Source organism: Phyllobacterium sp. CL33Tsu, assembly GCF_900113985.1.
Classification (GTDB): domain Bacteria; phylum Pseudomonadota; class Alphaproteobacteria; order Rhizobiales; family Rhizobiaceae; genus Phyllobacterium; species Phyllobacterium pellucidum.
The window spans coordinates 1,794,124-1,806,386 of sequence record NZ_FORJ01000001.1 but is presented as its reverse complement, the minus strand read 5'-3'; the positions used below and the strand labels follow the sequence as shown (position 1 = coordinate 1,806,386).

Here is a 12,263-nt window from a genome sequence, read left to right as displayed (position 1 = left end):
CCGCTCAACGATTGCCGAAGGCGGTGGCAAGCAGCGTGATCTGGTCCGAGACCGGATTAGTCGAGAAAAGCGGGCGCTCCTCGACGTTCTCATTGTAGATCTCGTCATCCATCTGCCGGACACGTGCCTGCAGCCGGAGCGAGCGATGCACGATGTCGCAATAGGAAAGCGGGATTTCATCCCAGCCCGCGACGCTTTCGGGGGCCGAATCGGTATCAAGGCGCACCTTGGCCTTCTCCGAGAGCACCTGGTCGGGCGTCATCTCGCCACTGCGCGAAGCGCGCTGCAGCAGGAGCCACGACGCGACCTGCATCAGCCGAGTCGTCAGCCGCATCGATTCCGCGGCATAGAGCGTGGCGGCGACACGGGTGAGTCTGCGGGCAGCCGCGCGCCCTTCCCCATCGAGATAGGAAGCGGCTTCTTCCACAAGACTCATGCCTTCATCATAGAGATGATTGAAGCTTTCCGACCGAACCATGCGTTCCGCAAGTCGTATCGTGTTGTCCACGTGGAATTCCTGTTCAGCCATCATATGCCCTGTTACCAATGCGCTGTCGCGAACCGAATCTTGCCAAAGCCGTGCACCCTTACTGAAACAGCAAGCGATACACCACAACGGTCGGCGGACAGTATTCCCCAGCAACCTGCCTGCATACTCACATCAGCGCAAGTTTATCCTTAATAAAGGGTTAACGGCAGGGCCGGTCGGAAGATATGAACATAAAAAAAGAGCCGCGAAACATGGCGGCTCTCAGGAGTCTAACAGGGAGGCGTCAAACAAAGTGGCCAAACCACTTGGTAAGAATCCAGAAAACTGGATGTTCAATTTATAGATTGTAATGCTTAACGATTCCTTAACGCCGACAATAAAGTTGGGCGGAATGTTCTATCAATGCGGTGCGTCCATGGGCTTGCCGGTGGTGGATCGGGGGATCAAGGATGACGGAGGAGATGGTGTTGGACGTGGATCGGTAGCAGAACGTCCGCCACGCTCATCGTTGATAGCTGGTCACCTCTGTCGCCAACAGGGCTTTAGTTTGACGTTAGCCACTCCACTGCATCCTCGGGCTCTTGTCCCGAGGATCCATCCTAAAGCGCCCTTGCTCGCTTGCGCAGCTCGAACTTCTGGATCTTGCCGGTCGAGGTCTTCGGGATCGGCTCGAACAGCACATTGCGCGGGCATTTGAACTTGGCCAGCAACGTGCGGCAATGGGCGATGATCTCCGCCTCGCTCGCCGCATGGCCGGGTTTCAGTTCGACAAAAGCGAGCGGGGTTTCGCCCCATTTATCGTCAGGCCGTGCGACCACCGCGCAGGCGCCGACGGCCGGGAACTTGTAGAGTGCGTCCTCGACTTCGATCGAGGAGATATTCTCGCCGCCTGAAATAATGATGTCCTTGGAGCGATCCTTCAGCTGGATATAGCCGTCGGCATGCATTACGCCGAGATCGCCCGAGTGGAACCAGCCACCGGCGAAAGCCTCGTCGCTTGCCGCCCGGTTCTTTAGATAGCCTTTCATGACGATGTTGCCGCGGAACATGACCTCGCCGATGGTCTCGCCGTCAGGCGGCACCGGCTGCAGCGTTTCCGGATCGAGCACCGCCAAATCTTCCAGCGCCGCGTAGCGGACGCCCTGCCGCGCCTTCTTGGCGGTACGCAGAGAAACATCGAGCGCATCCCACTCGTCCTGCCACTCATTGACAACGGCCGGACCGTAAGTCTCGGTCAGCCCATAGAGATGGGTGACGGCAAAGCCGGCTTCCGCCATGCCCGCCAGGATCGACTCGGGCGGCGGCGCAGCCGCAGTGTTGAAGGTGACCGTCTGTGGGAATGACCGCTTGTCCTGGTCCTTCGCGTTGATCAGCGTCGACATGACGATCGGCGCCCCGCAAAGATGGGTCACGCCGTGGTCTGCGATCGCATCGTAGATCTGCCTGGCGCGCACCCAGCGCAGACAGATATGCGTGCCGAACTGCAGCGCCAGCGTCCATGGGAAGCACCAGCCGTTGCAATGGAACATAGGCAAGGTCCACAGATACACCGGATAACGTCCCATTCCCGAAGCGATGATGTTGCCATAGCCCATCAGCGCGGTGCCACGATGGTGATAAACCACGCCTTTCGGATTTCCCGTCGTGCCGGACGTGTAGTTGAGCGTGATGGCATCCCACTCGTCATCGGGCTTCGACCATGCGAATTCAGGATCGCCGGAATCGACAAAGGCACCGTAGTCCATCCCGAGCAATGGTTCGCCTTGGGGATAGGGCGCATCGGCCGGGTACTCGGCATCGACGAAGTCGATCACGATCGGCTTGACCGCGGCAATCTTGAGCGCCTCGCGAAAGACATCGGCAAATTCGCTATCGACGATGGCAACCCTGGTTTCCGCATGATCGAGCTGGAACGCGATCACCGCTGCATCGAGCCGCGTGTTGAGCGAGTGCAGCACGGCCTGCGTCATCGGAACGCCGAAATGGGCTTCAAGCATCGGGGGCGTATTGGAAAGCATGACGCTCACTGTATCGCCTTTGCCAATGCCCAGCCGCGACAGCGCCGATGCGAGCTGGCGCGTGCGCCGATAGAACGTGCCGTAATCGACGCGCTGGGCCCCGTGAATGATTGCCGTTCGGTCGGGATAGACGCACGCCGCCCTCTCGAGAAAGGAAAGCGGCGTCAGCGGCTGATGGTTGGCCGCGTTGCGCTCAAGATCACGATCGAAGATTCCGCCCATACACGCTTCCCAACGCGATAGCTCCCTGAATTCAAGCTACAGCGATTTGATTGGCGGAGAAAGGACCGATGGACTTCGGCTCAAGTCCGGTCTTCGGGCCTGGCACGAAGACCCATTGCTCATACTCAGGCAGAACGCGCCGTTGCCGGCTTCATGGCCCCGGCCGGCATGGACTTGCCGGCCACGACGGGCTTGGACTTCTCCGCCTTCTGGACGGGACGCCCGCCCCAGCCGAGCCGCGGCAGCCACTCGAGATAATAGGCAAGCGCGAACTGAGCCATGATGCCGCTGGCGATCAGCAGCGTATCGTCGAGAAGCCCGCCAGGATTCATGACCTTTACGACCTGAGCAACCATCGCAAGGATTGTGCCCGCTACGAAGACCGGCAGCGAGTGCTTGCCGAGAATGGCGAGCGGGTGATCGGCGGATGTGCGTGCGAGATTCGAGATCGCCGGTACCGAGACGATGAAATAGGCGAGCGCCAGAACATGCGCGAGGCGTGTCAGCGACAGGAAGGTCTTGTCGAAACCGGTGACGACCATCGGCAGGCCCAACGATGTGTCGATGCCCCAGAGCGGCCACCGCACCCAGAAGAGCGCGACCAGAATATATGCCACTGACAGGCCGAACAGGTATTTGTTGAAGGCGATCGTGCCGCCGCGGCGCACATGCATGATGCCAGCCATCCCCACTACGAACAGGAACTGCCATGACAGCGGGTTAAGGAACCAGACGCCGTCGGTCGGATAATTGGGCGGCGCGATCTGGTAAACGCCGGACACCAGCCACAGCAAGCCGGAGGCGCCGACAAGGAGGGCAAGGCTATATTGCGCAATCACCAGGAACAGCGGCAGCATCAAAAGCAACACGCCATACATGGATAGAATATTGTTGTAGCCAAGCTGATGGCCCATCGTGGCAAGCCCGATCAGCGCCTTGGCCGGCTGATCCATCAGGGGACCGATATTGATGAACGACATGAATTCAGGACGCTGCAGGTAAATGCCCGCCGCGCAGAAAATTGCGAGCGTCGCGATCGTGGTCAGAATATGGGTGCTATAGAGCGTCGCTGCCCGCCGCCATGCCTTCAGTGTCATCAGGAAACGATTGCCGGGTTCGAACTTCGAGCCATAGGCAAGGCCGACGGCAATACCCGAGATCAGGACGAAAGCCTCGGCGGAATCGGAGAAGCCAAAGTTCTTGTGCGTGAGATTCTCATAGACCGTGCCTGGCACGTGATTGATGAAAATCGTCAACAGGGCAAGCGCTCTGAAAACATCGATACGGGTATCCCGCTGTTTCAGCTGAATCTGTGTCATGGCCTTCCCGTATTCCGATATGCAAGGTTGAATTTTACACGCCGCCGATCGGCGCGAGTGAGGCGTATGAATGTGGTGATTAATGTTGACATAGGACAAAAGTTGCGTTTCGGCTGATCAACTTTCGTTGAAAATTATAACAAACTGACCACGCCGTCATAGGTCAGCTTCAGTCCCATCAGCAAAATCATGATGTACATGAAGGGGTAGAAAATCTCCGGCCGCATGCGCTTGACGATCCAGGCGCCAGCAAAGGTTGCAAGCGGCGCCAGCGGCAAAAGCACTGCCGAAGCCCTGAGATTTGCGGTGTCGAACTGCCCGAGCGCGAAATAGGGAATGACCTTCACGGCGTTGACGATCGCAAAGAAAATGACGCTCGTTCCATTATAAACTTTTGGATCCTGGCGCAGCGGCAGCGCATAGACCTGATAGGGCGGACCGCCCGCATGAGCGACGAAACTTGTGAAGCCGGCGAGCGTCGACCACAGCGTCGCACTCGCCCCATTGTGGGGCTGTGCCGTCGCTCGCTTTGCCGCACTCGTAAGCATGTAGCGGGCGAAAAAGATGATCGCGATGGCCCCGACAATGAGCTTGACCATGTCGTCCGTGACGATGGACGCGGTGAGCCAACCGATGCCAATGCCGAGAAATGCGCCCGGCAGCATGAGCTTCAGCGTCTGGTTGTCGCGGTAGCCGCGCCATGACCAGAGGCTTGCGACATCCATGACGATTAGGATCGGCAACATGATCGCTGCCGCCTGCACCGGCGGCATCACCAGAGCCATCAGCGGCACGCCGACCTGCCCCATCGCCCCGCCAAGGCCGCCCTTCGACAAGCCGATCAGGATCGTTGCCGGAACGGCGGCAGCATAGAACCATGGGTTCATCAAGAGGTCGGGCATGTCAGGAAATCCGGCGGATGGGCGTAAATCTGTGTAACCCCGCACGTCGCGGTTGAGAAACGATTTTTGGAATTGTGCCCCGATTTCGATACACCGGCGCTTAACCCGCCTATGGCAACATGCCCATGAAGGCCGGGAGGACTGTTCAAACCGACTGCCTTCCTTTATGCCCCAATTTGATCACGAGCACTCGCTTTATGGGTGCGCCCAATGCATTCGAGAACGAAACAGGTTGCAGCCATGAACACCAAAACAACGCCCGAACGCTGCCGAATCGTTCTGATCGCTCCGCCAGCGGCCAGCGCCGAAGAACTTGTGAGGATTCTCGCATCAGCTTTATCGGGTGGCGATGTGGCCTCGGTCCTTCTTCCGCCCTATGATGTCGACGAAGCCCAATTCCAGATGCTTGCCGAAGCCGCGGTGCCGGTGATCCAGAACGCGGGCGCCGCCGCCATCATCGTCGGGAACACGCAGGTTGCGGGACGCGTGAAGGCTGACGGCCTGCATATCGAAGGCCCAGCCACCGCCATTGCCGATGCCGTGTCGCGCTTCTCTCCAAAGCTCATCGTCGGCACCGGCAACGTCAAGAACCGCCACACGGCGCTTGAGATGGGCGAGGCCCAGCCGGATTATGTACTCTTCGGGAAGATCGGCGCGGATACCAAGCCTGATGCGCATCCGCGCAATATCGAGCTTGCCGACTGGTGGGCGGGGATGATCGAGATCCCCTGCATCATCCAGGCGGGCAACAATCTCGAAAGCATTGTCGACGCCGTTTCCACCGGCGCGGAATTCATTGCCCTTGGTGCCGCCATATTTGAAGGAAACAACCCGGAATCGGCAATCCGGGAAGCCAACAGGCTCCTCGACCAGCACGCGCCGAGATTCGAGGAATGAGATTTATGGGAGCAAGGTCGCTAAACCTTATCCGCACGGGCGCAGTGCTTGCCTTTTCAGGCATCGTTACTGGCGCCCCGGCCCAAACGGCGCAGCCCGTGCCGACTGCACCGCCCCCGGCCGAAGCGGTTAAACCTGCCCTTGAAGATCCGAAGCCAGCGCCTTTGCAACAGGAACTTGGCGCACCCGTCACATCCACCAAGCAGGACAGGCCAAAATCGGCCGGTGACAACAATTCGGCCGAGCCTATCAATCCGACCCGATTCGGTCAGGCGCCGGCCGACGACGCCTTTGGCGCCTACCAGCGCGGCCTCTACAAGACTGCCTACAACCTTGCGCTGCCCCGCGCCGAAGCCGGTGACAGCGCTGCGCAGGTGCTGCTTGCGGAAATATTGGCGCGCGGCCTTGGAACGCCGGTCAACATGGCAGAATCCGCCAAATGGTATGGCAAGGCCGCCGAGCAGGGCGTACCCGAAGCCCAATTCCGCTATGCGGCCATTCTGCTCCAGGGACGATATGCCCCGAAGGATCCGAAAAAGGCCAAGGAACTGACCAAGGCGGCGGCAGACAAGGGCAATGCCGCAGCTGAGTTCAACTACGGCCAGATCCTCATGCAGGAGCGCCCGGGCTCTGCCGGCATTGAAAATGCCTATCCCTGGTTTCTGAAAGCCGCAGACAAAGGGCTTGCCGATGGCGAATATGCGGTAAGCCAGGTGCTGGCCAATGGAACGCCGACGATTCCGCGCGACATGGCGAAGGCGCGGGAATATCTCATCAAGGCCGCAGTCAAGGGTTACGATACGGCGCAGCTCGACCTCGGTAGCTGGCTCGTCGCCGGGCTCGGTGGTCCGCACGAATACAAGGCTGGCTTCGGCTGGATGCTGCGGGCAGCAACGAGCGGCAATGTCGCCGCCCAGGCGCGGCTTGCAAAGCTCTACCGCGACGGCATCGGCGTCGAGGGCGATTTTATCAAAGCTGCTGCGTGGTACATCGCCGCCAAGCGTGCTGGCCTCAACGATCCCGATCTTGAATCCTTCATGGACGGTCTCGACGACGATCAGAAAAGCCAGGCCATCGCGGAAGCCAACAAGCTCCAATTCCGCTAGAACCTTTCCTGTTCACATGGAACTGTTCGAATTCATTGCGTTGACGGATCGTGCATCCCGGTCGTAGCTTCGCTCCATCCGCATAACCAAGCGATGGGAATTCGAAATGCCGCTGATCAACCGTGCTCATGAAATGCAACAACACGTCGCCGAGTGGCGCCGTCATCTGCATGAAAACCCGGAAATCCTCTACGACGTGCATGAGACGTCGAGATTTGTCGCCGAGAAGTTGCGAGCGTTCGGCTGTGATACGGTTGAGACCGGGATAGGCCAGACGGGGGTTGTCGGCATCATCCGCGGACGCCACGGCGATGGTCCGGTGCTCGGGTTCCGCGCCGACATGGATGCCCTGCCGATTGCTGAGGAGAGCGGCAAACCATGGGCATCAAAAACACCCGGAAAGATGCATGCCTGCGGTCATGACGGTCACACTGCAATGTTGCTCGGGGCAGCGCAGCACCTTGCCGATACACGCAATTTCAAGGGTTCGATCGCCGTCATCTTCCAGCCGGCCGAAGAGGGTGGCGCCGGTGCCCGTGCAATGATCGACGACGGCATGATGGATCGCTTCGCCATTCGCGAGGTCTACGGCATGCACAACGCCCCCGGGTTGCCCCTTGGTGAATTTGCCACCCGAAAGGGCTCGATCATGGCCGCGACGAACGAATTCGAGATCACCGTAACGGGGCGCAGCGGCCATGCTGCCAAACCGCACTCGGCGATCGATCCGGTGCTGATCGCCGCCCACATCATTATTGCGCTTCAGTCCATCGTGTCACGCGAGACCGATCCATTGAAGGCGCTGGTCGTATCCGTGACGCAACTCAATGGCGGCGATGCGTCCAATGTCATCCCCGACCGCGTCAAGCTTGGCGGCACGGTGCGCACACTCGTGCCGGAGATCAGGGAACTGGCGAAAAAGCGCGTGACCGAGATTGCCGAAGCCACCGCATCCGTGTTCGGCGGCAAGGCGGACGTCGTCTACCATGAAGGATATCCGGTCACCTACAACCATGATCGCGAGACCGACTTTGCAGTTGGCATTGCCCAGTCCATCGTCGGCGCAACCGCCGTAAGCAGCGATATGCCGCCGGTCATGGGCGCGGAGGATTTTTCCTACATGCTGGAAAGCCGTCCGGGCGCCTTCGTCTTCATCGGCAATGGCGACACGCCTGCCCTTCACAATTCAGCCTACGATTTCAACGACGACGCGATCCCCTATGGCATCAGCTATTGGGTTTCGCTGGCCGAAACCGCGCTGGCCGCTTGAGCTTACGCCCATAAGAACAGGGCGCATCCTCAAGCAGTTTGCGCCCTCTCTCTTGCCTATTGTGTGAAATTGTGGTCTTGGAGGCGCCAATATTTGGCCTAGCCGGCGAAATCGGCGCCAAGTTCCAACAACAATCCGGATAGACAAATGAAAATCAACGGGAATGAAATCCGTCCAGGCAACGTGATCGAGCACGACGGCGGCCTTTGGGTCGCAGTCAAGACGAACGCCGTGAAGCCTGGCAAGGGCGGCGCCTACAATCAGGTCGAGCTCAAGAACCTCATTAACGGCACCAAGCTGAATGAGCGGTTCCGTGCCGCCGAGACGGTTGAGAAGGTCCGCCTCGAGCAGAAGGATTTCTCGTTCCTGTACGAACAGGGCGAAGCACTGATTTTCATGGACACCGACAGCTACGAACAGCTCGAATTGCAGAAGGACTTCGTTGGCGATCGCGCCGCGTTCCTGCAGGACGGCATGATGGTTACGGTCGAACTCTATGACGAAAAGCCAATCGGAATCTCGCTCCCGGATCAGGTCACCCTGGCGATCACCGAAGCCGACCCGGTCGTGAAGGGCCAGACGGCGGCATCCTCCTACAAGCCGGCGCTGCTCGAAAATGGCATTCGCGTTCTCGTTCCGCCATTTATTTCGTCGGGCGAGCGCATCGTCGTCGACACCAACGAAATCACCTATATCCGCCGCGCCGACTAAGCCGGCCCCGGGTTAGCCGGTTCCGCTGGCTTCCCTATTTGATCTTACGGAGACATACCCCGAATGGCGCGTTCAGCGATACTCAATGTAATGGTTCAGGCCGCCATGAAGGCGGGCCGCTCGCTGGCGCGCGATTTTGGCGAAGTGCAGAACTTGCAGGTGTCGCTCAAGGGTCCGGGCGACTATGTGAGCCAGGCCGACAAGCGCGCCGAAGAGATCGTCTACGCGGAATTGCGCCGCGCCCGCCCCGACTACAGCTTCCTGATGGAAGAATCCGGCGCGGTGGAAGGCAGCGACGGCCAGCACCGCTGGCTGGTCGATCCGCTCGACGGCACCACCAACTTCCTGCATGGCATTCCAATTTTTGGCGTATCCATCGCCCTCGAACGCCAGGGACAGATCGTTGCCGGCGTGATCTTCAACCCGGCCATGGACGAGCTCTATACCGCCGAGCGTGGTGGCGGGGCATTCCTGAATGATCGCCGCCTGCGCGTTGCCGGCCGCAACAAACTGGTCGATTCCGTCATCGGCACAGGCGTTCCACACCTCGGCCGCGGCCACCATGGCAATTACCTTGTCGAACTGCGCAATATCATGGGCGAGGTTTCCGGCGTGCGCCGCATGGGCGCTGCTGCCCTCGATCTCGCCTATGTGGCCGCCGGCCGCCTTGATGGTTTCTGGGAAAGCGGCCTTTCCCCGTGGGACATCGGCGCCGGCATCATTCTCGTTCGCGAGGCCGGCGGTTTCGTCACCGACTTTGACGGCGGACAGGATGTGGTGGAGAGCAGTTCGATCGTCGCCGGCAACGAAGCCATCCAGAAGGCGCTCGTCAAGGCGCTGAAAAAGCCGATCTGAGGCCGGCAGTTTAAGAAGCGCCACAGAGGCTGAAGTAGGTGCGTTGTGGCGTGAGGTGGCTACCGCCCTGTAGTCGAGCCTTTTTCCTTGTCGGATGTCGTAACCACATCGAACAGTGAAAAAGCCTTGCTTTGCTTAGGCCATGTCTACTGCGTGCTCAGGATTAGGGTCTGACCCGTTGAATTTGCCGGGCGTATGAAATGCGGAACCTCTTCAGTCTCCGGTACATTTTGTGGAAATACTCTGTTTCCACTATCTCCTCCACCAACCTTGAATTGATGCAGCAATAACAAATTCAAGCGTTACCTCATTGCACCTTCCATTTTCACCTCGATTTCGGTTAGGGTCGCGGCAAATTCGGTTTATGCGACGCGGAGACGATGCGATGGCAGATTTCAGTTCGACCCGCCAGGGTCGGGATGGCGAAGAATACGATCCCTACCGGCTTTCAAGCCCGCGGTTCGTCCTCTTGTCCATGGCAATATTTCTGGCGATCGTAGCATTTCTTGCCGCTATCCTGTTTCGGCAGATCTCGGTGTTCTACGTCACGAACCCGGGCCTCAACAGCCTGATCATCGGCGTGCTTGCCATCGGCATCCTTCTTGCCTTCGGCCAGGTCATCCGGCTCTTCCCGGAAGTGCGTTGGGTAAACTCCTTCCGCCGCGGCAACAGCGATCCAAATGCGCATCCCGTCATGCTCGCACCGATGCGCGCCCTCATCGGCCGGCGCCAGTCCATGGCTCTGTCGACCAGCGCCATGCGGTCGATGCTGGATTCCATCGCGGCGCGCCTCGATGAAACCCGCGACATTTCCCGCTATCTGATCGGCCTGCTCGTCTTCCTCGGCCTGCTTGGCACGTTCTGGGGCCTGCTCGAAACGATTGGCTCCATCGGCCAGACCATTCAGTCGCTGGATCCGCGCGCTGGCGACGCGAACAGCGTTCTCGACTCGCTGAAAGCCGGCCTGCAATCCCCGTTGCGCGGCATGGGCACGGCTTTTTCGTCCTCTCTCTTCGGTCTATCCGGATCGTTGATCCTCGGCTTTCTCGACCTGCAGGCCGGGCGGGCGCAGAACCGCTTCTACACCGAGCTTGAAAACTGGCTTTCCAGCGTCACCGATCTCGGCTCGGATCTGCATGCGCTCGACGCCGCCAGTACCGGTACGAGCGATGAACTGCGCGCACTGGCTGAACGCCTGCAGAATATCCAGGAGAGTGGTGGATCGAGCCAGCGCACCACGGCGGCGCTGGCGAGCCTTGCCGAGGGAATTCAGGGGCTCGTCAAGAATATGCGCTCCGAGCAGCAGATGATGCGTGACTGGGTGGAGAAGCAGGCTGACGAGCAAAAATCCATCCGCCAGACGCTGGCGAAACTTGGCGATGCCATTGCCCGCGACAAGGCCAACTGAGCATGGGACTCGGTCGCAATCGCAAGGCCATCCGCCACATCGACTACTGGCCGGGCTTCGTCGATGCCCTGTCGACGCTGCTCCTGTCGATCATGTTCCTCCTGTCGGTGTTCGTCCTGGCGCAGTTTCTGCTCAGCCAGGAAATCACCGGCAAGGATGCTGTTCTCAATCGCCTCAACGCGCAGATCAACGAGTTGACGCAGCTTCTTTCGCTGGAACAGGGCAACAAGCAGGACCTTGAAGATACGATCGCAAACTTGCAGGCGTCCCTGACCAATGCCCAGAGCGAGCAGTCGCGCCTGCAGGCGCTGCTGTCGCAGGGCGCCGGCGCCGGCGCTGCCGCCGAAGGCAAGATCAACGAGCTTTCCACGGGGCTTGAAAACGAAAAGCAGATCAGCGCGCGTGCGCTCTCGCAGGTGGAGATTCTCAACCAGCAGATATCCGCCCTGCGCAAGCAGATCGCAGCACTGGAAGACGCGCTCAATGCGTCGGAGTCCCGCGACAGGGAATCGAATGCCAAGATTGCCGATCTCGGCAAGCGCCTCAACGTCGCCCTCGCCCAGCGTGTCCAGGAGCTCAATCGCTATCGCTCGGATTTCTTTGGCCGGTTGCGGGAGATCCTTTCCGACCGCGAAAACATCCGCATCGTCGGCGACCGCTTTGTCTTCCAGTCGGAAGTCCTGTTTCCGCTCGGGTCGGCTGTCCTCAATCCTGCCGGATCGGAAGAGATGAAGAAGCTTGCCGTCGCCCTGATCGAGCTTCAAAAGGAAATTCCCGACGATATCAACTGGGTGCTGCGCGTCGATGGCCATACCGACAACATTGCGCTGTCGGGGAGCGGCCAGTTCAAGGACAATTGGGAGCTTTCCTCCGCTCGCGCCATTTCGGTCGTCAAGTACTTGATCGCCAACGGCGTCCCGGCAAACCGGCTCGTCGCGGCGGGCTTTGGCGAATTCCAGCCGCTTGAACCCGGCGATTCCACGGAAGTCCGTGCACGCAACCGGCGCATCGAACTGAAGCTCACCGAGCGTTAAGCCGGCTGGAGCACGTACTGCCATTTAAGCG

General features: G+C 59.5%; 11 protein-coding genes. 7 read left to right on the top strand and 4 right to left on the bottom strand.

From position 1 onward, the window contains the following. Window positions 1-4: 4 nt before the first annotated feature. The 4 genes from BM074_RS08810 to BM074_RS08795 all read right to left on the bottom strand — a co-directional run bounded on the left by BM074_RS08810 (window position 5) and on the right by BM074_RS08795 (window position 4,951). Window positions 5-532: a protease adaptor protein RcdA gene (locus BM074_RS08810; protein ID WP_091921142.1), complete on the bottom strand. Its 528-nt coding sequence runs from the start codon at window positions 530-532 to the stop codon at window positions 5-7. 557 nt (window positions 533-1,089) lie between these two features. Beyond that, a complete protein-coding gene (locus BM074_RS08805) occupies window positions 1,090-2,730 on the bottom strand; it encodes an acyl-CoA synthetase (RefSeq protein WP_091921140.1) in 1,641 nt (546 codons plus the stop codon). A gap of 125 nt (window positions 2,731-2,855) precedes the next feature. Beyond that, entirely contained in the window at window positions 2,856-4,049 is a 1,194-nt protein-coding gene (gene opgC, locus BM074_RS08800) for an OpgC family protein (RefSeq protein ID WP_091921138.1), read from the bottom strand. Between the two features lie 134 nt (window positions 4,050-4,183). Further along, window positions 4,184-4,951, bottom strand: coding sequence for a sulfite exporter TauE/SafE family protein (locus BM074_RS08795; protein WP_091921136.1), 768 nt, complete (start codon window positions 4,949-4,951; stop codon window positions 4,184-4,186). A gap of 240 nt (window positions 4,952-5,191) precedes the next feature. On the opposite strand from BM074_RS08795, the gene BM074_RS08790 reads away from it, so the two are divergent. From BM074_RS08790 to BM074_RS08760, 7 genes are all read left to right on the top strand, one after another. Beyond that, complete coding sequence (locus tag BM074_RS08790) at window positions 5,192-5,848, top strand: thiamine phosphate synthase (protein ID WP_091921135.1); 657 nt, start codon at window positions 5,192-5,194, stop codon at window positions 5,846-5,848. A gap of 5 nt (window positions 5,849-5,853) precedes the next feature. Beyond that, entirely contained in the window at window positions 5,854-6,954 is a 1,101-nt protein-coding gene (locus BM074_RS08785) for a tetratricopeptide repeat protein (RefSeq protein WP_081815815.1), read from the top strand. Between the two features lie 106 nt (window positions 6,955-7,060). Next, window positions 7,061-8,224: a M20 aminoacylase family protein gene (locus BM074_RS08780; RefSeq protein WP_091921133.1), complete on the top strand. Its 1,164-nt coding sequence runs from the start codon at window positions 7,061-7,063 to the stop codon at window positions 8,222-8,224. Window positions 8,225-8,371: 147 nt separating this feature from the next. After that, a complete protein-coding gene (gene efp, locus BM074_RS08775) occupies window positions 8,372-8,935 on the top strand; it encodes an elongation factor P (protein ID WP_027231251.1) in 564 nt (187 codons plus the stop codon). A gap of 63 nt (window positions 8,936-8,998) precedes the next feature. Further along, on the top strand, window positions 8,999-9,790 hold the full coding sequence (locus BM074_RS08770) for an inositol monophosphatase family protein (protein WP_027231250.1): 792 nt from the start codon (window positions 8,999-9,001) through the stop codon (window positions 9,788-9,790). A gap of 385 nt (window positions 9,791-10,175) precedes the next feature. Continuing rightward, complete coding sequence (locus tag BM074_RS08765; protein WP_027231249.1) at window positions 10,176-11,198, top strand: MotA/TolQ/ExbB proton channel family protein; 1,023 nt, start codon at window positions 10,176-10,178, stop codon at window positions 11,196-11,198. Between the two features lie 2 nt (window positions 11,199-11,200). Then, window positions 11,201-12,232, top strand: a complete 1,032-nt coding sequence (locus tag BM074_RS08760) for a peptidoglycan -binding protein (RefSeq protein WP_027231248.1) — start codon at window positions 11,201-11,203, stop codon at window positions 12,230-12,232. The last annotated feature ends 31 nt before the right edge of the window (window positions 12,233-12,263 follow it).

Excerpts from the sequence above, each read along its gene's own strand:
- BM074_RS08810 (WP_091921142.1), bottom strand. The coding sequence starts at position 532 with ATGATGGCTGAACAGGAATTCCACGTGGACAACACGATACGACTTGCG.
- BM074_RS08805 (WP_091921140.1), bottom strand. The coding sequence starts at position 2,730 with ATGGGCGGAATCTTCGATCGTGATCTTGAGCGCAACGCGGCCAACCAT.
- opgC (WP_091921138.1), bottom strand. The coding sequence starts at position 4,049 with ATGACACAGATTCAGCTGAAACAGCGGGATACCCGTATCGATGTTTTC.
- BM074_RS08795 (WP_091921136.1), bottom strand. The coding sequence starts at position 4,951 with ATGCCCGACCTCTTGATGAACCCATGGTTCTATGCTGCCGCCGTTCCG.
- BM074_RS08790 (WP_091921135.1), top strand. The coding sequence starts at position 5,192 with ATGAACACCAAAACAACGCCCGAACGCTGCCGAATCGTTCTGATCGCT.
- BM074_RS08785 (WP_081815815.1), top strand. The coding sequence starts at position 5,854 with ATGGGAGCAAGGTCGCTAAACCTTATCCGCACGGGCGCAGTGCTTGCC.
- BM074_RS08780 (WP_091921133.1), top strand. The coding sequence starts at position 7,061 with ATGCCGCTGATCAACCGTGCTCATGAAATGCAACAACACGTCGCCGAG.
- efp (WP_027231251.1), top strand. The coding sequence starts at position 8,372 with ATGAAAATCAACGGGAATGAAATCCGTCCAGGCAACGTGATCGAGCAC.
- BM074_RS08770 (WP_027231250.1), top strand. The coding sequence starts at position 8,999 with ATGGCGCGTTCAGCGATACTCAATGTAATGGTTCAGGCCGCCATGAAG.
- BM074_RS08765 (WP_027231249.1), top strand. The coding sequence starts at position 10,176 with ATGGCAGATTTCAGTTCGACCCGCCAGGGTCGGGATGGCGAAGAATAC.
- BM074_RS08760 (WP_027231248.1), top strand. The coding sequence starts at position 11,201 with ATGGGACTCGGTCGCAATCGCAAGGCCATCCGCCACATCGACTACTGG.